Origin of the sequence: Congzhengia minquanensis, assembly GCF_014384785.1 — a bacterium.
Taxonomy (GTDB): Bacteria; Bacillota; Clostridia; order UBA1381; family UBA9506; genus Congzhengia; species Congzhengia minquanensis.
On sequence record NZ_JACRSU010000001.1, the window covers coordinates 628,989 to 650,306 of the forward strand.

24 protein-coding genes and 1 pseudogene are annotated in these 21,318 nt (G+C 48.2%); 7 read left to right on the top strand and 18 right to left on the bottom strand.

Annotated features, from left to right (window positions below; all coding sequences use genetic code 11):
* Positions 1-22 precede the first annotated feature (22 nt).
* Positions 23-487, top strand: a pseudogene (locus H8698_RS02905) (manganese catalase family protein); the annotation flags it as partial.
* Positions 488-669: 182 nt separating this feature from the next.
* Here the strand turns inward: H8698_RS02905 and H8698_RS02910 are convergent.
* From H8698_RS02910 to H8698_RS02970, 13 genes are all read right to left on the bottom strand, one after another.
* Entirely contained in the window at positions 670-891 is a 222-nt protein-coding gene (locus tag H8698_RS02910) for a helix-turn-helix domain-containing protein (RefSeq protein WP_177677298.1), read from the bottom strand.
* Positions 892-912: 21 nt separating this feature from the next.
* Positions 913-1,134 (bottom strand): helix-turn-helix domain-containing protein, encoded by a 222-nt coding sequence (locus H8698_RS02915; protein ID WP_177677296.1) that lies wholly within the window; start codon positions 1,132-1,134, stop codon positions 913-915.
* 8 nt (positions 1,135-1,142) lie between these two features.
* Positions 1,143-1,361, bottom strand: a complete 219-nt coding sequence (locus tag H8698_RS02920; protein ID WP_177677295.1) for a helix-turn-helix domain-containing protein — start codon at positions 1,359-1,361, stop codon at positions 1,143-1,145.
* Between the two features lie 11 nt (positions 1,362-1,372).
* Complete coding sequence (locus tag H8698_RS02925; RefSeq protein WP_177677293.1) at positions 1,373-1,591, bottom strand: helix-turn-helix domain-containing protein; 219 nt, start codon at positions 1,589-1,591, stop codon at positions 1,373-1,375.
* 19 nt (positions 1,592-1,610) lie between these two features.
* Positions 1,611-1,832 carry a helix-turn-helix domain-containing protein gene (locus H8698_RS02930; protein WP_177677291.1) on the bottom strand — a complete coding sequence of 74 codons (222 nt, stop codon included), beginning with the start codon at positions 1,830-1,832 and terminating at the stop codon, positions 1,611-1,613.
* An 18-nt stretch (positions 1,833-1,850) separates the two neighbouring features.
* Positions 1,851-2,072, bottom strand: coding sequence for a helix-turn-helix domain-containing protein (locus tag H8698_RS02935; protein ID WP_177677289.1), 222 nt, complete (start codon positions 2,070-2,072; stop codon positions 1,851-1,853).
* A gap of 22 nt (positions 2,073-2,094) precedes the next feature.
* Positions 2,095-2,313: a helix-turn-helix domain-containing protein gene (locus H8698_RS02940; RefSeq protein ID WP_177677287.1), complete on the bottom strand. Its 219-nt coding sequence runs from the start codon at positions 2,311-2,313 to the stop codon at positions 2,095-2,097.
* A gap of 16 nt (positions 2,314-2,329) precedes the next feature.
* Positions 2,330-2,548: a helix-turn-helix domain-containing protein gene (locus H8698_RS02945; protein WP_177677285.1), complete on the bottom strand. Its 219-nt coding sequence runs from the start codon at positions 2,546-2,548 to the stop codon at positions 2,330-2,332.
* Positions 2,549-2,983: 435 nt separating this feature from the next.
* Positions 2,984-3,742, bottom strand: a complete 759-nt coding sequence (locus tag H8698_RS02950) for an ABC transporter ATP-binding protein (protein WP_249311104.1) — start codon at positions 3,740-3,742, stop codon at positions 2,984-2,986.
* Complete coding sequence (locus H8698_RS02955) at positions 3,735-4,742, bottom strand: FecCD family ABC transporter permease (RefSeq protein WP_249311105.1); 1,008 nt, start codon at positions 4,740-4,742, stop codon at positions 3,735-3,737. The genes H8698_RS02950 and H8698_RS02955 overlap by 8 nt, the downstream gene beginning before the upstream one ends.
* Positions 4,742-5,710 carry an ABC transporter substrate-binding protein gene (locus H8698_RS02960; protein ID WP_249311106.1) on the bottom strand — a complete coding sequence of 323 codons (969 nt, stop codon included), beginning with the start codon at positions 5,708-5,710 and terminating at the stop codon, positions 4,742-4,744. Before H8698_RS02960 ends, H8698_RS02955 begins: the two co-directional genes overlap by 1 nt.
* Positions 5,710-8,298: an FAD-dependent oxidoreductase gene (locus H8698_RS02965; RefSeq protein WP_249311107.1), complete on the bottom strand. Its 2,589-nt coding sequence runs from the start codon at positions 8,296-8,298 to the stop codon at positions 5,710-5,712. The genes H8698_RS02960 and H8698_RS02965 overlap by 1 nt, the downstream gene beginning before the upstream one ends.
* Before the next feature lie 128 nt (positions 8,299-8,426).
* On the bottom strand, positions 8,427-8,939 hold the full coding sequence (locus H8698_RS02970; protein WP_249311108.1) for a P-loop NTPase family protein: 513 nt from the start codon (positions 8,937-8,939) through the stop codon (positions 8,427-8,429).
* Positions 8,940-9,081: 142 nt separating this feature from the next.
* Here H8698_RS02970 and H8698_RS02975 point away from each other — a divergent pair, with 142 nt between their 5' ends.
* The 4 genes from H8698_RS02975 (at position 9,082) to H8698_RS02990 (ending at position 12,692) form a co-directional block, all read left to right on the top strand.
* Complete coding sequence (locus H8698_RS02975; protein ID WP_249311109.1) at positions 9,082-9,669, top strand: AAA family ATPase; 588 nt, start codon at positions 9,082-9,084, stop codon at positions 9,667-9,669.
* Between the two features lie 155 nt (positions 9,670-9,824).
* Positions 9,825-10,952: a rod shape-determining protein RodA gene (gene rodA, locus H8698_RS02980; protein ID WP_177677271.1), complete on the top strand. Its 1,128-nt coding sequence runs from the start codon at positions 9,825-9,827 to the stop codon at positions 10,950-10,952.
* A gap of 16 nt (positions 10,953-10,968) precedes the next feature.
* A complete protein-coding gene (locus tag H8698_RS02985) occupies positions 10,969-11,820 on the top strand; it encodes a DegV family protein (protein WP_249311110.1) in 852 nt (283 codons plus the stop codon).
* Positions 11,821-11,852: 32 nt separating this feature from the next.
* Positions 11,853-12,692 carry a carbon-nitrogen hydrolase family protein gene (locus tag H8698_RS02990; protein WP_249311111.1) on the top strand — a complete coding sequence of 280 codons (840 nt, stop codon included), beginning with the start codon at positions 11,853-11,855 and terminating at the stop codon, positions 12,690-12,692.
* Positions 12,693-12,782: 90 nt separating this feature from the next.
* On the opposite strand, the gene H8698_RS02995 is transcribed toward H8698_RS02990, so the two are convergent.
* The 4 genes from H8698_RS02995 to H8698_RS03010 form a co-directional block, all read right to left on the bottom strand.
* Positions 12,783-13,025: a helix-turn-helix domain-containing protein gene (locus tag H8698_RS02995; protein WP_249311112.1), complete on the bottom strand. Its 243-nt coding sequence runs from the start codon at positions 13,023-13,025 to the stop codon at positions 12,783-12,785.
* Positions 13,026-13,375: 350 nt separating this feature from the next.
* Positions 13,376-14,140, bottom strand: coding sequence for a polysaccharide deacetylase family protein (locus H8698_RS03000; protein WP_249311113.1), 765 nt, complete (start codon positions 14,138-14,140; stop codon positions 13,376-13,378).
* Positions 14,141-14,261: 121 nt separating this feature from the next.
* Positions 14,262-15,632 carry a TrpB-like pyridoxal phosphate-dependent enzyme gene (locus H8698_RS03005; RefSeq protein ID WP_177677263.1) on the bottom strand — a complete coding sequence of 457 codons (1,371 nt, stop codon included), beginning with the start codon at positions 15,630-15,632 and terminating at the stop codon, positions 14,262-14,264.
* A gap of 220 nt (positions 15,633-15,852) precedes the next feature.
* A complete protein-coding gene (locus H8698_RS03010; protein WP_249311114.1) occupies positions 15,853-17,040 on the bottom strand; it encodes a copper amine oxidase N-terminal domain-containing protein in 1,188 nt (395 codons plus the stop codon).
* Between the two features lie 156 nt (positions 17,041-17,196).
* On the opposite strand from H8698_RS03010, the gene H8698_RS03015 reads away from it, so the two are divergent.
* Positions 17,197-18,063, top strand: coding sequence for a helix-turn-helix domain-containing protein (locus H8698_RS03015; RefSeq protein WP_249311115.1), 867 nt, complete (start codon positions 17,197-17,199; stop codon positions 18,061-18,063).
* Positions 18,064-18,069: 6 nt separating this feature from the next.
* Here the strand turns inward: H8698_RS03015 and H8698_RS03020 are convergent, their stop codons facing one another.
* On the bottom strand, positions 18,070-19,218 hold the full coding sequence (locus H8698_RS03020) for an FAD-dependent oxidoreductase (protein WP_177677259.1): 1,149 nt from the start codon (positions 19,216-19,218) through the stop codon (positions 18,070-18,072).
* 135 nt (positions 19,219-19,353) lie between these two features.
* On the opposite strand from H8698_RS03020, the gene H8698_RS03025 reads away from it, so the two are divergent.
* Positions 19,354-21,306, top strand: a complete 1,953-nt coding sequence (locus tag H8698_RS03025) for a carbohydrate-binding domain-containing protein (protein ID WP_249311116.1) — start codon at positions 19,354-19,356, stop codon at positions 21,304-21,306.
* Positions 21,307-21,318: the final 12 nt, after the last annotated feature.

Sequence of the window (21,318 nt, forward strand, 5' to 3'; positions counted from 1 at the left end):
TCAAACGCCGTCCGGCGGTCCTGACGGTGAAATGGGCGCATCCATGCGTTATCTTTCCCAGCGTTTTGCAATGCAGAACGACGAAGTGAAAGCCATTTTAAACGACATTGGCACAGAAGAATTGGCGCACCTTGAAATGGTGGGATCCCTCGTACATCAGCTGACAAAAAATGCAACTTCTTCTGAAATTGAAAACAGCCCCTTTGCAACCTATTTCATTGACCACGGCAAGGGCGTTTGGCCCACCTCTGCCGCAGGCCAGGCATTTACCTCAATGAGTTTTGCAGTAAAGGGCGACCCGATTACAGACCTTGTTGAAGATTTGGCAGCAGAACAAAAAGCAAGAACAACCTATGACAACATTTTAAGGGTTTCGGATGACCCCGACGTAAACCGCGTTATCTCCTATTTAAGAATGCGTGAAGTGGTTCATTTTCAAAGATTTGGCGAAGCGCTGGACATTGTTCAGTCTCAATGTAAAAAATAGAGAAACCAAAAAAGGGCATAGCCTCAGAAGTAAAAAATCACTGATTGAGGCCACGCCCTTTTTAACTTTTATTAAAAACAGATACAAAAATCCCCCTTGCCGCGTTTATGCATTTCGTTTTGGGTTATCCGAACGGCCGACAAGGTAATCAAGAGATACGTCGTAAAAGTCAGCAAGCGCAATTATCGGTTCATGTTGGGATTGTTCGTTCTTCCGACAAGATAGTCGATTGAAACATCAAAATAATCAGCCAAAGCTATCAGCATTTCGTAATTTGGCTTTCGCTCATCTAATTCGTAATTCTGAATTCCGCGCTCACTCGCCCCAACCTCAATTCCAAGTTGCCTTTGGGTAAGATTATGAAACGCCCTTAACGACTTTAAATTTTCACTAAAAACAGACACAAAAAATCCCCCTTGCCGCGTTTATGCATTTCGTTTTGGGTTATCCGAACGGCCGACAAGGTAATCAAGAGAAATGTCGTAAAAATTGGCTATTGCAATTAATGCAGTGGCTGTCGGCACTACTTTTCCATATTCGTAATCCTGATAATTTCGAATTGAAATATGCGCGTTATCCGCAACTTCCTTTTGCGTGATATGTAACTCATTTCTAAACCGTTTTAACCCCTCTGACAAGTTCATCATAAACACCCCTACCGATAAATATTTGGATTATCTGTCAGACCGACGAGATAGTCGATCGAAACGTTATAAAATTTGGCTATTGCAATCAACACAGTGGCTGTGGGAACAACTTTACCATATTCATATTCCTGATAAGTTCTCACTCCAACATTCGCATGCTCCGCTACCTCTTTTTGTGTTTGGCCAAATTCGTTGCGAAAACGTTTAAATGCACCTGATAAATCCATTAAAAACTCCCCTATCGATAAAATTTTGGGTTGTCTGTTCTGCCGACAAGATAATCAAGAGAAATGTCAAAAAAATCGGCAAGCGCAATTAAAACCTCAAATGCTGGGCGCTGTTCGTCTGCTTCATATCGCTGATAGTTCCGAACTGTTACGCCCACTGCGTCGGCAACTTGCTTTTGTGTGCTGTGCTTCCCTGACCTGATTTCACGCAGGCGTCCGCCGAATGTCATAAAAAATTCCTCCGTGCAATTATCGGTTCATGTTGGGGTTGTTCGTTCTTCCGACAAGATAATCGATTGAAACATCGTAAAAGTTAGCAAGCGCGACTAATACGTCTGCTGTAGGTTGACGCTGACCATACTCATATCGCTGGTATGTGCGCAATGAAAGCCCTGCCGCAGCAGCTACTTCAGTTTGTTTCAAATCCATTTTTAACCTTATTTTTTTTAAACGGCCTGCATAATCAATCATCTTATGTCTCCCCAACTATTAACGGTAAATTTTTGGGCTATCCGTTCTGCCAACAAGATAATCGATTGAAACATCATAAAAATTGGCAAGCTTAATGAGCGTCGTCATAGAAAGATTAATTTTTCCATATTCGACTTCCTGATAGTGCCTTGTTGTAATTTTAAGTAAATCTGCTACATCACTTTGTTTTAAATTTTTTGCTTTTCGCAGCTCACTTAGCCGCAACGGATATCGGTTCATTCAGTCACCTTTCCCCTACTTATCAACGGTTTATTTTTGGGTTATCCGTTCTGCCAACGAGGTAATCTATTGAAACGTTATAAAAATCGGCTATCGCAATCAGCACGGTGGCTGAGGGCACAATTTCGCCGTATTCATAATTTTGATACGTTCTTACATCAACATTTGCGTGTTCCGCTACCTCTTTTTGTGTTTGGTTAAATTCTTTACGAAAACGTTTAAATGCTTTTGATAAAACCATTTTGCCCCTCCGTTTCTCAACGATTTACTCTTGTTTGCTCCGTCCTTCCAACTAAATAATCAAGTGATATATCGTAATATTCTGCAATAGCAATGAGTACTGTAGCTGTCGGAATAAATTTACCATATTCATAACTTTGATACGTTCTTACATCAACGTTTGCATGTGCTGCCACTTCTTTTTGTGTGAGGTTAAAATCTTTTCTGAATCTCTTTAAAGCGTTTGCTAAATACATTATTCACCCCTCCAATAAAAATTTAAAAAAAGTATTGACACGGCGTTATCGCCGTGCTGTAATAACATTATAGACGGTGTTTTCGCCGTTATGCAGTAATCAAAAAAAGTGCAGAAATGCAGACAGACCGGGGCCGTTTTCAATTGTTCGTGACAGTTCAATTATAACATCTGGCTCTTTGTTTGTCAATCTTTGATTGCGCCCGGGCGGCCCTCTGACGGGAAAAGCCGCCCAAACTAACTCAACTGAGTGCGGGGGACGGGTGCGTCCAAATTTAGATATGCTCAATAATTTATGTATCTGTGTGTGTGATTAAATATAAACATAAGACACGCCCGCCCCTTTGCGCGCGTTGTAAAACGCTAATCCCTAAATAATAATCCCCCTGAAAAGGCTGCTTCCTATCCTTTGGCGGCCTTTTCGTCCTGCCATCATTTACGCGGTAAACACCACAAACTGCTGGCCGTCTTCATAAAAAATATGCTTTTTTATGGCGAAAACGTCCTCTAACACGCGCTGCTCCAAACACGCATCAACGCTTCCGGAAAAGGCTACGGCGCCGCCGGAAAGCACCACCAAATTGTCGGCGTGGCGCACCGCCTGCGACAGGTTGTGCATCACCACCATCAGCGTTTTTTTGTGTCTGGTTTTCAGCTCGGAAAGGGTTGTTAAAAACGACGTTTCATAGGCCAAGTCCAGATAGGTAGTGGGCTCGTCCAGCACAATGAGCCGCGTTTCCTGCGCCAAAATCATGGCAAGATAGGCCCGCTGCCGCTCGCCGCCGGATAGGCTGCTCACAAACCGCCCCGCCATATGCTCTAACTTCATGGCAGAAATTGCGTTTGCCACCGCCTCCGTGTCCTGCTTTTGGGGACGTTTGCCAAAATCGAGATAAGGCGCCCGGCCAAACATCACCAGCTCCTGCACCGTAATGCGGGGGCTGGTCAGCATTTGCGGCAAAATGGAAATTGCCTTTGCCCGCTCACTCGGGTGCATGAGCGTTATATTCTGCCCGCGGAACAAGATTTCGCCGGTATAGTGCAATTGCTGGCCGATTGCCGCGCACAGGGTAGATTTTCCGCATCCGTTTTTCCCCACAACCGCCGTAAGCTTGTGGGGTGTCAGCGAAAAGCTGACGTTTTTTAACACCTGATGTGCGCCGAATCCGGCGCATAAATTTTTCACTTCAAGCATAGTTCCCCCCACTTTTTTTCAGCAGCAGTCCAAAGAAAAACGGCGCGCCAATGGCCGACATAACAATTCCCACCGGAATTTCGGTTGGCGCCAAGGCTACGCGGCCCAGCAAATCGCCCAACAGCACCAGCACAGCGCCCAGAATGGGTGCAGCGGCCAACAGGCGTTTTGTGTTCATGCCAAACAGCCTGCGGGCAATGTGCGGTATCACCAGCCCCACAAACCCCAAAAGGCCCGCAAAGCTTACCACCGCCCCGGCGGAAGCGCTGGCCAAAATGAGGCACACCGTGCGCAGCAGACGCACCCGCACTCCCAAAGACGAGGCCAGCCCGTCGCCCAGGCACAGCAAATTAATTCTGCGCGCAAGGCACAAACACAGCCCAATGCACACAAAAATCACTGCGCCGGGCACAATTAGGCTTTTTGTCTGCACACCGGAAAGGCCGCCCACGCTGAAATAGTTATAAGCTGTGAGCACGTCGGTGTCTAACAGCGAAAGAAACGAAATGGCGGCGTTTAGAATTGCCGTAAACGCAATGCCCGCCAAAATGAACGTTTGTTTGCCGCCGCCGATTTTGTTTGCCGCAGTCAAAATGAGCAATGTGGTGCCAAACGCGCCGGCAAACGCCGCGGCAGGCACAAAAACAAACGCCGCCGGAAAAAAGCTAAGGCACAAAATTACCATAAAGCCCGCGCCGGAGCTAACGCCGATAATGCCTGGGCTTGCCAAATCGTTGCCCGTTACGCTTTGCAAAAGCACGCCGGAAACAGAAAGCCCCGCCCCGGCAAGCACCGCGGCGGTTAGGCGCGGCAGACGCACGGCATAGAGAATGAGCGTTTCGGTTTCAAACCCCTTTTGATGAAAAAGACCGCCGAAAAATGCGCTCCACGAAAGGTGTGCGCTGCCCAGCCGCAGGGACAGCACGGCTACAGCCAGCAAAATAGCCGTAAGCGCCGCCAGCGCCAGCGAAAAGGGCAGGCGTTTTTTTATTGCTTCCATCAGCTTAGTCCCGTGTAGAGCAGGTCGTAAAGATATTCATAGGCCTCGCCCCACCGCGCGTTGGGCTTAAACTGGAACAGGTCTTTGGGCAAAAAGTGCACCTGTCCGGTTTGCACGGCGGAAAGCCCCTGCCACGGGTCGCCGGCAAGCACACTTTCCATATAGGTCTTTGCCGCGGCTTCGTTTCCCATGGTGGAAACAAAAATGTGGGCCGGGTTTTCGGCCAGAATTTCTTCAATGCTTAAGCCGTCCAGCAGCACGGCGGCGTTTTCCGCTATGTTGCGTGTGCCCAGCTCGTTTAACATAACGCACACAAAATTGTCTTTTGCGGTTTTCGCCTTGGTGGCGCTGACTGTGGAGCCTGCCCGCACAAACAAAATGCTGTCCTGCGGCACAGACTTCGTTTCTTCGGCCCTTTTTTTCACTTCGTTCACCTTTTCCTCCACATCTGTTCCATAGGTTTTATAGTTTTCAAAATTGCCTGTGATGTCGGTGCAGATTTTCAGCATGTTCAGATAGTCGGAAAACGTTTCTACATGGAACACCGCCGCCGGAATGCCGGATTGGTTTAACAGCTTTGCCGCTTCTGCCTGGGCCGCTATGTCCGACGAGCAGATAACAAAATCCGGCTTATAGGAAAGTAGCCGCTCGGTATCAATGGTTTTGCCTGCGCCGCCGTCAACCAACAGGGCAGTTTCGTCTGCAAATCCGCGTTCTACGCTTTCACCAACGGTGACGGCTGTTTCGCCCCCAGCCAGCTTCCACACCTCCGCGAAAGAGGAAAACAGCACCGCCGTCCGCTTCGGCGCTTCGTTTAACACAATTTTTGTGCCCGCATGGTCCACAAAGGTGTAATAGGCGCCACCGCCGGAAAGCTCGGTTGTGGTTTTGCCTTTCCCACAGGCGGCAAGAGGCAAAGCCGCCACTGCCGCCATGAGCAGAATGAAACAGTTTTTTATAAATTTCATCAGCAAGTCGCCCCGCCTTTTAAGTGTTTTTGCGCCGAAATGTTTTCGGCCTTGCGCTGTAACAATTCATCAGACAACAACTGCTCCTCCACAGTTTCAAACCCTAAGCGAGCCACCGTGTCGGAAAACCGCTCGCCGGTAATTCCCTGCTCGCGGAACAAAAGAATGGCCTTTTCCACAACGGAAAGCAATTCTTCTTCGTTTGTGAACACCTTGCCCAGCATCTGACCCCGGGCAATTTTTTTGCCCCACCGTCCGCCGATGTAAACCCGGTAGCCGGTTTTCGCACTGTCAAACGCGCCGAAAGGACATCTTTTCACGCATCTGCCGCAATTGTTGCAGCTTTCAGAAAGGACAATTTTGCCGTCTGTAACTGCCGCCGCTTTCATAGGACAGACATTTTCAACGCGGCAAACCTTACAACCCCGGCATTTTTCCAGGTCGATTTGCGGCACGTTTGCACCCACAATGCCCAAATCGTTTAAATCGGGCTTTACGCAGTTGTTGGGACACCCGCCCACAGCGATTTTAAATTTGTGGGGGAGCTTTACCTCCCGGTAGCCCTGGTAAAACCGGCGGTGAATTTCGTCCGACAGGGCAAATGTGTCGATGTTGCCATACTGGCACGTTGTCCCCTTACAGGACACCACAGGCCGCACCTTAGAGCCTGTTCCGCCGGTTTCTAAGCCTGCCCGGCTCAAAAATTCCCGCAGCGGTTCAATGTTTTCATAAGGCACGCCCTGAATTTCCATTGTCAGGCGGGTGGTCATGGTAATTTCGCCGCTGCCGTAAATTTTGGCCGCTTCTGCAATTGCCTGGCTCTCCTCCGCTGATATTTTTCCGTTCCGGGTGATAACCCGGCAGTTAAACTTGTTTTTTGTGGTTTTGTCCCGCAAGAAACCCAACCCTTTCACCCGGGTTACGTCTTCGGGGGAAACTTCCGCCTCGCCGTCTGTTTTTAGCACGTTAAAGCTAGTAGAGCCCTCTAACACCTTTGTGTTGGTGTAGCCAAAATGGCGCAGCCTGTTTTGAAGGAAATAGGCCCGTTTGCCTCTGGCACAAACCAGCAGCAGCTTGTCGTCTTTATTTAAGCCCTCCACCTCGCCGTTTACTTTTGTCAGGTCTACAAACTTTACGCCGGGAATGGCCGGCACGCCGGAGGCGTCAATCACGCGGTAACCCTCTGCCGCGCCCCGCATATATTCCGCCGGGGTAAAGCTCTTAAGCGCGCCGTTTAGCTTGTTTTGCAAAACATACACCGCCTGCACAAAGGGGTGAATGGCAGTGGAAAACGGCGGTGCATAGGCGTAGTCTGCGTTTTCAAAGTCCTCAAGCCTTGCGTCCATATTCAGGCCTGTTACCGCAATGTCTATCATTTTGTCCACAGCGCCGGGGCCCAACACCTGCACGCCCAACAGCTTGTGGGTTTCCTGTTCCGCAATGAGTTTGGTGGCAAAAAACGCCGCATCGGGATAGTAGTGCGCCTTGTCATCGGTTACGGCAACGGCGCAGACAGCGTTATACCCCAGCTCGCGTGCCTGGGCCTCCGTGAGCCCCGTTCTGCCGCAGTTTAAGTCCGGCAGTTTCACCACCGAGGTTCCTAAAACGCCGGGATAGGCTTTTGGCTCTCCATGGTCTTTTCCGCTTAAAATCTGGGCCAGGGTGCGGCCCTCCAGGTTTGCCGAAGAACCCATAGGCGACCACTGAGGCGCGCCGGTCAGCCTGTTTTTCACCATTGCGCAGTCGCCGGCGGCATAAACGTCCGGCAAATTCGTTTCCATTTGCCCGTTCACCACAATGGTTCCTTTCACCATTTCCATTCCCGTGCCGTTTAAAAACGCGGTGTTGGGACGCACGCCGGCAGCGGCAATCACAATTCCGCAGGAAAATTCTCCGGCTGAGGATTTCACGCCGGTAACGGAACCGCCGCCCAAAATCTCCTCCGCTTTGGTGCTCAAATATACGCGAATTCCCTTTTTCTCCAAATGACGATAGATAAAGTCTGCCATTTCAAAGTCGAACACGCCGGGCATCACCTGGTCTGCAAACTCCAGCACCGTGACGGAAAGGCCCTGCTTCTGCAAATTTTCTGCAACTTCAAGGCCAATGAACCCCGCGCCAATTACCACCGCTTGCTTCACATTGTGTTTTTGAGCATAGTCACGGGCAGTTACAGCGTCTTCCGGGGTGCGCATTTTAAACACGCCGGGAATGTGAATGCCGGGGATTGGCGGAACAGCCGCCGACGCTCCTGTGGCAATGACCAGCTTGTCGTAGGAAAATTCCTCTTCGGCCCCTGTGTCTAAATTTTTTGCGGTAAGCACTTTTGCTTGTGCGTCGAGGCCGGTGGCCTCCATGCCCGTGATAACATCCGCTCCGGTAAGGGCGGCAAATTTTTGCGGAGTGTTTACCACCAGCTCTTCCTCGGTTTCAATCAGACCGCCCACATAATAGGGCAGGCCGCAGCCGGCATAGGAAATATCACGGTCTTTTGTTATGAGGGTAACATTAATGCTTCTGTCTTCCCGTTTCAGCTTAGCCGCTGTTTTGGTTCCTGCGGCAACGCCGCCAACAATTACTACATTCATTTTGGTTTCTCCTTATTTTTGGTATCGGCGGCAGCAGGGCGCGGCGCCTGCACATTCAGGTTTTAATGCTGTGCAGACCGCTGCGTTGCCGCCCTTCACTTCGATTTGTTTTCCATTCATATTCTAATTTACAATTCGATATCTACACAATAACTTTCATCAATCAAAATGTAATCACAGTTGTGCTGTTTGCACATATCGCGATAATAAGCGTTTTCTTCAAGTATAGAATTCGTTGTACACCACGAATCATCAACGCGCTGCTCAACTGCATTGGCGTAATATTTAATATCCGAAAAGTGATTTTTTATATATTTTTCGCTCATCACGAGGCAGTAATATTGAATTTCTTTCACATATTCGCCAGTAAAATCATTTTTCCAGTCAAAGGGAATATAACCACCCTCTACCACAAGATTCTGTTTGTTTTCAATAGCAGTTTTCATCATTTCTCGAATAATCGGCCACATATAGGCTTCTAATTCTCTGTCATCTTCGGGAGTTAAATCTGTGTTGCCGCTTCGTATTAAGCCCATTTTCAAATGGTCGATAGAAAAATAAGGATATTTATATTTTTCAAGAATTTTCTGTGCCAGCAAAGTTTTCCCTGTATGAGAGGCACCTGTAATTAAAAGAATCATTTTGTCATCTCCAACAAACAAGGTTTTATATTATTTATTTGTGATTGTAATACAGATATGGGCATATGTCAATAACTCCAGCAAAAAAACCGCTTGTTTTTTTCCGTTTCATTTGATACAATGGCAGCGAGGTGAACAACTTATGCTAATTTGGATTAACGGCGCATGGGGCTGCGGAAAAACTCAGACAGCAGCGGAACTTTGCAGGCGGACGGAGCACTCATTCTTTTACGACCCGGAGGAGGTTGGATATTGCCTGCGCAAAACAACGCCGAAAGCACTGTGGCACGACGATTTTCAGGACAATCCCCTGTGGCGCGCCATGAATATTACCATGTTAAAAAAGCTGTGCCGCGACTATGACGGCGTGATTGTCGTTCCCATGACGGTGATGAACAAAGCTTATTTAAACGAAATTCTCGGCGCGCTCAGGGCGGACGGCGCACCGGTGCAGCACTTTACGCTCATCGCAAGTGAGCAAACCATTTATAAGCGGCTGAGAAAGCGGTTTGAGGGAAAAAACTCCTGGGCGGGGCGCAGGGCAAAGGACTGTGTTACCGCGTTTTTAAGCCCTGTGTTTGAAACGAAAATTGAAACGGACGAAATAACGATTTCTCAGGCTGCGGAAGAAATTGCAAAAAAAGCGGGACTTGCGCTTTTGCCCAGGGGCAGAGCGTTGAAACGTCAAATCAGGCGGCTGAAAACCCAGCTGAATGCCATAAACAAATAACCCGCCCGGATTAATACCCCGCAAAAGGCGCAGCGGTGCAGGCAAACGCTTTCATAAATTCGAAAAAATTTGGGAAAATAAGAAAAATGACTTTACCAAAGATGAAAAATCTGATATAATAAATAGGAAGAAATTGCTAATTGGGAGGCCGCGTTTTGAGAAAGGATTTGCTAAAGAAACATTTTTCCCATTTGGATTATGGGGTAATTGCACTTGCGCTTCTTCTCACAGGTGCTGGGCTTATTTTTATCTACAGTGCCACCCAAAGTGCAGAAAGTGTGCGCAAAATTGCTGTGCAGGCCCTTGCAGCGGTTTTGGGCGTCGGGCTGATGCTGGCCCTTTCATTTGTGGACTACCGCGTTTATAAAAGCTATGCAACCCACATTTACATTGCAAGCCTGGCTGTTTTAATTTTTGTTTTAATCTTTGGCAGCGGACGGGAGGAAACCGGCGCAAACAGCTGGATTCGGTTCGGCGGCATTGGAATTCAGCCTTCTGAACTTATTAAAATTGCGTTTGCCGTGGTGTTTGCCTACAAGCTGTCTGCGGCAAAAGAAGCGGGAAAGCTCAACGACATAAAAGAAGTGTTAAAGCTCACCGCATTCTACGCCGGTATCACGGGCCTTGTAATTTTGCAGAATGACACGGGCACGGCCTTAGTGTTTACGTTCATGTTTGCGGCCATGTTTTTTGTAGCGGGAATCTCCATGAAATATGTCCTGTCGGCCTTAGGCGCCGCTTGCCTGCTGCTGCCCCTTTCATGGCTGGTAATGGCGCCCTATCAGAGAAACCGGATTATGGTGTTTTTTAACCCCGAATTAGATCCCACCGGGGCGGGTTATCAGGTTTTGCAATCGAAAATTGCCATTGGCTCCGGCGAGCTTTTGGGACGGGGCTATTTAAACGGCCCTCAGAATCAGCTTTCCCTGCTGCCCGAGAAAGAAACAGACTTTATTTTCGGCGTTATCGGCGAAGAATTTGGCTTTTTGGGCTGCGCCATTGTGGTAATTTTGCTGTTTTTGCTGGTGCTTCGGGTGTTTGGCATTTCCAAAACCGCAAAGGACGACGCAGGCAGCCTCATCTGCGTGGGTCTGGGGGCTATGCTGCTGTTTCATGTGGTGGAAAATGTGTGCATGTGTTTAGGGCTTTTGCCCGTGACCGGCATACCGCTGCCCTTTTTAAGCTACGGCGGCTCGTCTTTGGTGACAAACTTTTTGGCCATTGGCCTTGTTTTAAACGTTCATAACGTTTCAAAAGAACTTAGTTTTAATAAATATGATTGAAAGGAAACATAAAAATATGGCAGACATTCAAATTATTACGGACGCCGGGTCGGATCTTTTAAAAGAGGAACAGGAGCGGTTCGGCATTGAGGTTATTCCCATTAAAATTACAGCAGACGGCAAGGACTATCTCTCCGGAGTAGACGTGTTCTCTGACGAGTTTTACGAACTGCTGGAAACCTGCAAGGAAATTCCCCACACGTCCCAGCCCTCCACAGGGGACATTTACGACGTGTTTCAAAAACACATTGAAGCGGGGAAACAGATTTTGGTTATTTCCCTTTCGTCCAACGCCAGTGGGTTTTATAACAACATGCATCTGGCAAAAAATATGATTTTAGAGGAAAACCCCAACGCGGTTATCGAAATTTTAGACAGCAGGTCCTTTGCCTATATCTACGGCCAGGCGGCAATAAACGCCAGCCAGATGGCGAAAGATGACATGGATATTTTAGAAATTAAAGAAAAAACAAAAGAATTCATTGAAAGCTATGGCGTGTTTGTCATTCCGAAAAGCCTGACCTATCTGGAAAAAGGCGGCAGAATTAACAAGGCCTCGCTGATTTTCGGCAACATGCTGGACCTGGCTCCTGTGCTCACCATAAAAGACGGGCTGATGGAGGCTGTGGGAAAGGTGCGCGGCAGAAAGAAGCTGGCTAAAAAGCTGTTTCAATATTTAGTTAGCCACGCCCCGGATCAAACCGGAAAAGACCTGATTGTGGTAAACGGTAAAATGGACGAGGAAACAGAAGAACTGTTGGGCTATTTAACGGAGCAGTTCCCCGGCGTAAACATTACCAGGGCTAAGGTTGGCCCCACCATTGCCACTCACATTGGGCCAGTGTTCGGGGTGTTTTTTAAAAAATAATATCGGCCTTATTTAGCCTTAAGGAAAAGGGTATGAAAAAGATGTCAAATTTGAAAATTGCCGTCCTACAAAAACGTGCAGGACAAAATTGTGAGCAAAACACAAAAGATGGGCTGGCGTATTTAAAACAGGCAAAGCAAATGGGAGCAGACCTTTTGTTGTTCCCCGAGTGTTTCATCACCGGCTATGCACTACCTATTACAAACGACGAGGCGCTGGGCGGTGACAGCCCATACATAAAACAGTTCTGCCATGCGTGTTCCGAGCTTTCCATAGGCGCGGTGGTCACTGCGTTTACCAAAGGGAACGCAAAGCCGCAAAACAGTGCTTTTGTCATTGGCCGCGACGGTCAGATTTTAATGAAATACAGCAAGGTGCACACCTGTGCCTTTTCCGATGAGGCCTGCCTAGAGCGCGGAACCGCTTTTTCCGTATGCGAATTTGACGGCGTAACCCTGGGCGTGATGATTTGCTACGACCGGGAATATCCCGAAAGCGCACGGGAGCTGATGCTTATGGGCGCAGAGCTTATTTTGGTCCCCAACGACTGCGGCAGTATGGAGCCGCGGCTGTGTGCGTTGAAAACCAGGGCCTATGAAAACATGTGCGGAGTTGTTATGGCGAACCCGCCGGGTAAAGGAGCCGGCAGGTCCTGTGCGTTCTCTCCTATTGCGTGGAATGAAGATGGAGAATGTCTAAATATGGAGATTTTTGTCGCAGGAGAACAGGAGGAAGGGTTATTTCTGGCGGACTATGATTTAAATAAACTTCGAGATTATAGAAGCAGCGAAATGATGGGTAATACATTTCGGAATGTGCCCGCTTACAGACATTTGATGAATGGAACTGTCACAGAACCCTTTATTAGGTGACGAATTGTGACATAAAAAGAACAAGGGCGGTGCTGTTTGGATTTAATTGCTAATTATAAATTTGCAAATCACTTGCCGTCTTATGTGTCTTTATTCAAATTCTTCATCAACCTCTTTAAACGAATCTGCAGAGAAAAACTCTCCAAGGCCAATTCCTAAACCGTCACAGATTTTCTTAATGGTGTCAACCTGAGGCCGCTTACTGCCTGTGTTTATGATGTTGTTTAAAGTAGACTGCGTCATTCCGCACATCATGGAAAGCTTGTTTACGGTAATTTGTTTCTGCTCGCAAAGCTCCAAAATGCGTTTGGCTATGGCTTCTTTCAGTGTCATTCAAACTCAACTCCTAAATATAGAGATAGTATCACAAAAATGCGGTACTATATTCATTTTAATTGTTTCATTTGAAAAAGTTTAACTATACACAGTTTACTTTATGAACTTTATGTGATATAATAGATTACGTGATAGCGACATCTGCCGTTTTTTTAGGCGCGTTACGTCTGAAAATAGTTAAGGATATGCTCTTTTCGTGTATCTTGTGTGTGTGATTATATATTAAATATTTTTCGTCCTTTTATTTTCAGGTGTAAGTTAATAATAGGACAAAATTTTGTTCCGCGCCTAAAAAAGCGACAGATAGAAAAATAAGCGGGCGAACCTTTTCGGTTCGCCCGCTGTTTTCATTTGGCAAGCAGTTCGCCCAGCTCAAAATCCACACATCTGTTTATTCTGCCGTGGGGCGTGCCCGCGGTTAATGCCTGTTTGTCATCGCTGGTGAAGGTTGCGGAAAAGCCCGCAGCCCGCAGGGCCTTGTCGGCCTCTTTCGTCCAAATCCCGTTGGGATAGGACATGGTTTTCACTTTTTTCCCCGTAATTGCTTCAAGCCGGATTGCATTTTCCTGAAAATCTCCGGCAATTTGTTTTACATCTCCGCTGTCAAAAACGCTCCGAATTTCCTTTGCAGTTTTGTCGTGCAGGTGATGGGAGTGGCTCCCAATTTCCACCACACCGGAAGCAGAAAGCGCCACAAGGTGCTCCTGTTTTATATGGTCCTCTGTGCCAATTTTCGCAGTAACAATAAAAAATGTTGCCTTTGCACCATATTTTTCTAGCACGGGCAGGGCGCAAAAATAATCGCTTTCATATCCGTCGTCAAATGTCACAGCCACATAGTGGGCTTTGGGTAACTCCCCATTTAAAACCGCGTCTACTTCCGACGCAAAACAGAACGAATATCCGTTTTCCTTTAAAAACCTAATGTCTGCTTCAAACACGGCGGGCGGCACACAAAATGCGTTTTTGGCCTCCGCCGGGTCGTCTGAAAGTTTGTGGTACATCAACACCGTCAGGCTGGATTTTCCATAAGACTCCGCCGCAACGCCTGCGGCGGGCAGTGCAAACAGCGTCAGCACCAGTGTCAGCAAAAAAATTGCTTGTTTTTTCAAAGCATGTCCTCCCTAAACATAGCAAACTGCCGCCACGTTTAGTTTTGGGTTATTTGCGTATTTTATGCAAAACAAAAAAACGCAAAAGCGGCAGGTAATTCCTGCCGCCTTTTCTAAAATTTTATAATTTTATGTCTGGAATCGTTGCAAAGCCTTGTGCCAAATCGTCGTCTGAGGGAATATAGTCGGACATTTCACCGTTGTGATATTTTTCATAGGCCACCATATCGAAATAGCCTGTTCCGGTAAGACCAAACACAATGGTTTTCTCCTCGCCGGTTTCCTTGCACTTCATCGCCTCGTCCACCGCTGCACAAATGGCGTGGGCGCTCTCTGGCGCAGGTAGAATTCCCTCTGTGCGCGCAAACTGCTCTGCCGCAGCAAACACCTGTGTTTGCTCTACCGAACGTGCCTCCATCATCCCGTCGTCAAACAGCTGGGAGAGCACCGAGCTCATGCCGTGATAGCGCAGGCCGCCTGCGTGGTTGGGCGCAGGAATAAACCCGTTGCCCAAAGTATACATTTTTGCCAAGGGGCAAACCATGCCCGTGTCGCAAAAGTCGTAAACATATTTTCCCCGTGTAAGGCTGGGGCACGATGCAGGCTCCACCGCAATGATACGGTAGTCCGCCTCGCCTCTGAGTTTTTCCCCCATAAATGGCGCGATAAGGCCGCCTAAATTCGAGCCGCCGCCGGCACAGCCAATAATGATGTCGGGCTTTATGCCAAATTTATCCAGAGCGGTTTTCGTTTCCACACCGATAACTGATTGATGCAAAAGTACCTGATTTAACACGCTGCCTAAAACGTAGCGGTAACCCTCTGTGCCAACCGCAACTTCCACAGCCTCGGAAATGGCACAGCCTAAGCTGCCCGTGGTGCCAGGGAACTCCTCAAGCATCTTCCTGCCAACATTGGTAGTATCAGAAGGCGACGGCGTAACCGAAGCGCCGTAGGTGCGCATTACCTCCCGGCGGAAGGGCTTCTGCTCATAAGACACCTTTACCATGAACACCTTGCAATCCAGCCCAAAATAGGAGCAGGCCATGGAAAGAGCCGTGCCCCACTGCCCTGCACCCGTTTCTGTTGTAACGCCTTTTAAGCCCTGTTTTTTCGCGTAATAGGCCTGGGCAATAGCGGAGTTTAACTTGTGGCTGCCGCTGGTGTTGTTGCCCTCAAACTTATAATAAATTTTTGCCGGGGTACCCAGCTTTTTTTCCAGGTTATACGCCCGCATCAACGGCGACGGGCGGAACATTTTGTAATATTCCCTAATTTCTTCGGGAATTTCAATCTGCTGTGTTTCGTTGTCCAGCTCCTGCTGCACCAGCTCTTCACAGAACACGCCGGACAGCTCCTGGGCCGTCATGGGTTTCAGCGTTCCCGGATTTAACAGCGGCGCGGGTTTATTTTTCATGTCCGCCCGGACGTTGTACCAATATTTTGGCATCTCACTTTCTTCCAAATAAATTTTGTAAGGGATTTTCTGCATGGTTCGTTCCTCCTAAAAAAATATTTTGAAGAGCGTTGGTGAGAAATAAAAAACCTGCCTTTAAAATAAGTTTAAAGGCAGGATAAAATACATCATAAAAAAAACATATTCACTCTGCTCATCTCAGCTAAACTTATCTCAACTCAACTGCTTCCGCCTGCGCGGAACACTCTCTTCTACTAATTAAGATAGCACACTTTTCTAAAAATGTCAAGACTTTTTAAAGATTTCTTTCTAATGTTGCGGCCATTGGCAAATCATTCTCAATGGTAATCCATGCGCACTGAATAAATTCTTCTTTTTCAAATCCCATTAGCCCAATTGTGCCGCGCTTTGTTTTTGTTACCTCACAAAAATACAGGTTGTCCTTATTCACAAGATCGGTCTCCGCGGTAAAATAGCGCACCGTGCCGTTGGGCATGGCAACAGCACCTAAAAACTTACAAGCCATCAACGTGTCTGTGTTCCGAAACGTCACAAGCATCATCGGATAGCCGTTTGCCAACGTTTCAAAGCTTATGTCAAACTGTTCCTCCGCCGCAAGTCCTGCCTTTTTCACAATGGACAAATAGGTTTCGTATAGTTCGTCGCCGTCAATATCTCCAATGTAATAGTTTGTTTCGGAGTTGGTCTGAATTTCAAGCAGGTGGGAAATTACAATTTTATTCCAAACATCTCTTGCCAGTGATTCCGCTGTTTTAGACTTATTTTTAATTTCCTTGGCAAAGCTTGTGTGTTCAACAATTACCGCTCTGGGCAGGGACAATTGTTCAAAATCGTAGCGGATAAGGTTGTTATATCGCGCTTTTAATGCCGCCATGTCCACATCAGACAATTCCGCAAAATCCACAAATCCATCCGGAATATAAGGTCCCGGATCCTTGCTGTCCTGCTCAATTGGTTTTTCCTGCTCAGCTGGTTTCTGTGTTTTATCCGGTTTTTCCTGTTCTTCCGGCTTTTCCGGCTGTGATGGCTCTTCCGATGTTACAATCTGCACCATGCGGCTTGCCTCGTCCCAGTCCACTTTTGCGCCCATTCCTTCCGACACAGCGCGCACAGGAACCAGCGTTCGTCCGCCAATGAGTCGTGCAGGCGCGTCTAATGCAACGGCTTTGCTGTTTTTCATCAGTTCTGCGCTGTCAATAGTGATGGAAATTTTCACGTCGCCCTTCACCGCCAAAGCTGTACGGGTTGCTTCGTCCCAATCCACCTTTGCGCCCAGTGCCTCAAAAATCAGACGCATAGGTACCAGCGTTCTGTCGTTTTCAATTACAGGATCCACGTCGAATGCAAGCTCTGCACCGTCTACCATCACACGGATGGGCCTGTCCTCCGCCCCATACACCGGTACAGCAATTAGCACAAGAGCCATACACAAGCTAACAAAAAAAGCAACTGTTCTTTTCATTTTTCAATCCCCCAAAATGTTAATATTTTATATATTGTCATTATATATCGAAAAAAGTCAATTGTCAACCATTAACTTTAAATAAAAATGATAAAAGCAGTTGCAGCATAGCTTTGTTTTTTGGTATAATGAAAAAAAAGAAAGGAGTGCAATGTTATGGACCGCGCAGAATATCACCGTTCCTCCAGCAGGATGAACCGAATTCTGATAGAAACCGATACCGTTTTGGGACACATTAAATCGGCCTGGTGCAGAATTGTGCGTGCGGAATTTGAGCCAATGGAGGTACCCAGGCACCGCCACTCGCTGTTTGAACTGCACTTTTTTTTGACCGGCAGCGGCACAGCCACTGTAAATTGCGGCACGGCTGTTTCAAACGAAACCTACCCCATTGGCTCGGGCGAATTTTTATTGGTGCCGCCCATGGAAGACCACGCCTTTTTGGGAATTGCACCCAACAGCGCAAAATTTGTGATGGCCTTTTCTGCGGAAAACGATGGAGCATGTTTTGGCAGATGCAGGGTGTTATCCGGCACGCGGCAAATGGAAACTATTATTGAAATGATGCAAACAACCGCTCAGAAAAACGACCCCGGCGCAGACTACACCATTTGCGCCCTTGCCGGTGCGCTGATAACCGATGCTTTGCGCATTGCCTGCCCCGGCCTGTTTTCAGCACGCCCCCAGAAGTTTATTCAAGCCGAGAATTTGGCGGACTGTGCTGAACAGATTATTCGTGACAACATCGACCGAGGTATTACTGCAGAATTTGTTTCTAACCAACTGTTTTTAAGCCTAAAACAGTTAAACCGTCTGACTCTGGAACGCCGGGGAGCAAGTGTTTCCCAGCTCATCAGCAAAATCCGGCTTGAAAAGGTGAAACAGCTTTTAGCCGGCGGGAACGACACCATGGCGGAGATTGCGGAGAAAACCGGGTTTTCCAGCGGATACAGCCTGAGTCGCTTTTTTGTTCGAAGTCAGGGCATTTCTCCGGGCCGGTACCGCAGGGAAATCCGAAAATAACGCTGCTTAAAAATGCTTTGCCAAATAGGTTCCTAAATTTTGCCCCATGGTGAACGTGTTGCCCGAAACGCGGTAGCTTGCATGGGCCAGATAGTCTCCGCTGATGCACCGTCCCGCCATATAAAGATTTTCAATGCCCTTTGCTTTCAGCGCCCGGAGGGGAATGTCGTAGGGCTTCATTTTAACATCTGCGTTTTCATAGCCGCCCTTTGTGTGCACGTCCACATTAAAGGTAACGCGGCAAACGCTATCTTCATGTTTGGCCCCGGTAATTAAATCGTCCACCGTTACGGTGTATTCGCCTTTTAATCTTCTTCCGTCCCGCACGCCAATATAGGTCGGCGTGGCGATAACGGAAATGTTCTTCCAAATGCCGCCTAAGGATTTCAGTGCGTTCACCGCCTGAAACACTTCGTGACGGCCCTCAATGGTGGCTTTGGTAAGTGTTTTACTGTCAATTCCGCTGCCATATTGGTGGTTCACGCCAAAGTTATAAACCCCTTCGCGGATGTAGGAAAGCGTGGGCATTAAATAGCTTGGCGTAAATCCTGCCCGCTTTAGCTCGGCGAGCATATTTTTTTTGCCTGCTTCAATGGGGAAACCAGGATAGTTGTTGGTGAAAAACTTAACTTCCTCCCGGTCTAACCCGGTGAGCAGGGCAAGATAGCTCATGGGCTGGCCCTCTTTTCCGTCTGCTCCAAATTCAAAACCGCACCCGGCAAAAAAGCCAACGTCGCCGTCGCCGGTTGCATCTACAAATATTTTCCCCCGGATTTCTAAAAATCCGTCCTTGTTTAAAACGCTCACAGCGGTAATTTTGCCGTTTTCTACGTCAGCGTCAAAAATTTTGGAGAAATAAAAAATGTCTACGCCTGCATCAACCAAACGGCGCTCTAAGTAATATTTCATTTGCTCCGTGTCGAACTTAAAGTTTTCCGTTTCCGGCTCAAACTGTGTTCCCACAGCGGCCCTTAAGGTTTCTACAAACCCTTTTTTGTCCTTTGCGTCCATCACGTAGCCCAGACAGTCGGAGGTGAGTATCCCCCCCAGCTCGCCAAACTGCTCAATCAATGCTACGTCTTTTCCGCCCTCCGCGGCAAACAGTGCCACAGCGGCGCCCGCGGAGCCTCCCCCGCACACTACGATGTCATACATAGTAAATCCCTCCTTTGGTTAGGCCCATTATATCAAAATTTATGGCCTTCTGCAAATTTTTTTTGAGTTTTAATGTTGATTTAATAAATGGCCGGTATGATAAGTAGTAACGAAACACAGAAAGGAAGGATGAACATGAAAAAAATTGCGATATCCACGGCGCTATGCCTGCTGATGCAAACCTGTTATCTGCTTTCGGCCTGCGCCTCTTATGAAGACAATTTAGGCACAATTGATTTAACGGCCATGACTGTGACAGGTGCGGGCATCGCCGTAACGGACAACACCATATCCATTACCGAAGGGGGCGACTTCACCGTAACAGGCGAAAATAACAACGCCATGATTTATGTAAACGCTCAGGACAAGGTAAAGCTCAGGCTCTCGGGCGTTTCGCTAAAAAATGAAAGCGGCCCAGCCATTTTCTTTGACAACGCGGAAAAATCGCTGATTACCGTAACGGAAAACACCGAAAACATTGTAGAAGACGGTTTGGACTACGGCGACACAGACGCCAAAGCAGCCATTTTTTCCAACGACGATTTGGAAATTAAGGGAAACGGCAGTCTCACCGTTGTGGGAAATTACAAACACGGCATTGCCTCGGACGACGACATCTCCATTGAAAACGGCGTGCTCAATATCACGGCAAACGTAACAGACGGAATTCACGTGAACAATACCTTTAAAATGAGCGGCGGCACGCTGAATATTTCTGCCGTAAGCGACGGAATTCAGGCGGAGGAGGACGCGGTGATTGACGGCGGCGTGATAAACATTACCAAAAGCGAGGAAGGCATTGAAAGCGGCACCACGCTCACCATTAACGGCGGTGAAATTAACATTGTGTCCACAGACGACGGGCTGAACTCCGGCGGCGGACTGGGTACAGGCGGATTTGGCGCAGGTGGGTTTGGCGGAATGGGCGGCCGCGGCCAGCGGCCGGACGGCGCGCAGTCAAACGAAACGCCCCCTGAACTTCCAAACGGTGAACAGCAAAATGGAACACCTCCTGAGGGAACACCGCCCGAGGGCGCTGTGCAAGACCGCAAAGCTATGATGCCTCCCGACGGAGGCAAGACTGCCGGAAGCGGCGCAGACGCCTCAAATACCGAAGCCAATTCAAGTGTTGAAGCCACAGACCGCAGCATTTATATTAACGGCGGCATAATTAAAATCGACGCGTCCGGTGACGGGGTGGATTCCAACGACTCCATCTATATGACCGGCGGCGAACTTTATGTTGATGGCCCCACCTCAGGCGGAGACAGTGCAATTGACACTGAGGGACGGTTTGAAGTGTCCGGCGGCACGGTTGTGGCCGTGGGCAGCAGCGGCATGGCAATGGGCGTTACCAGCGGTTCCGACCAGTGTGCATTTTTAGTAAATCTCTCCGAAACCGCCCAGGCAGGCTCTGTTGTGTCGCTTGTCGGACCGGACGGGAACACGGTTTTTGAATATACTGCAAAAAAAGCCTTTTCTTCTGTAGTGTATTCCTCTCATAAATTAAAAGAAAACGAAACCTACACGTTATACATCAACGGCGAGGAGAAGCAAACCGTTGAAATGACGCAGAAGCAGGTTACGCTGGGCAGCCGGGGTGCAGGCGGTTTCGGCGGCCCGAACGGCTCTGGCGGCGGACGTTTTCCTGGCGGGGCAGACGGTGCTGACGGAACCGAAGGATTTGGCGGAAAAGACGGCGGTGTCCGTCCCCAAAACGGCTGGGGCGGAGCACAAAAGCCCATTCAGGTGGTATTAAACGGCGCGGCGCTCACCTTTGACGCATCACCCACCATTGAAAACGACACCACCTTAGTGCCTTTTCGCGGCATTTTTGAAGCGCTGGGTATGGAGGTAACCTGGGACGAAGCCACGCAAACCGTTTCAGCCTGGAAAGACGGCGTTACTCTAACGCTCACCATTGGCAGCGCCGAAGCGGACAAAAACGGCGAAAAAATAGGTCTTCTGACCGCGCCGGTTCTCTCGAAAGAGGGCAGAACGCTGGTTCCCGTGCGGTTCATTGCAGAGAGCTTAGGCCTAACTGTCACATGGGACGAAGCAACCCGCACGGTGAACATAACCGCATAGAAAGGAGGAATG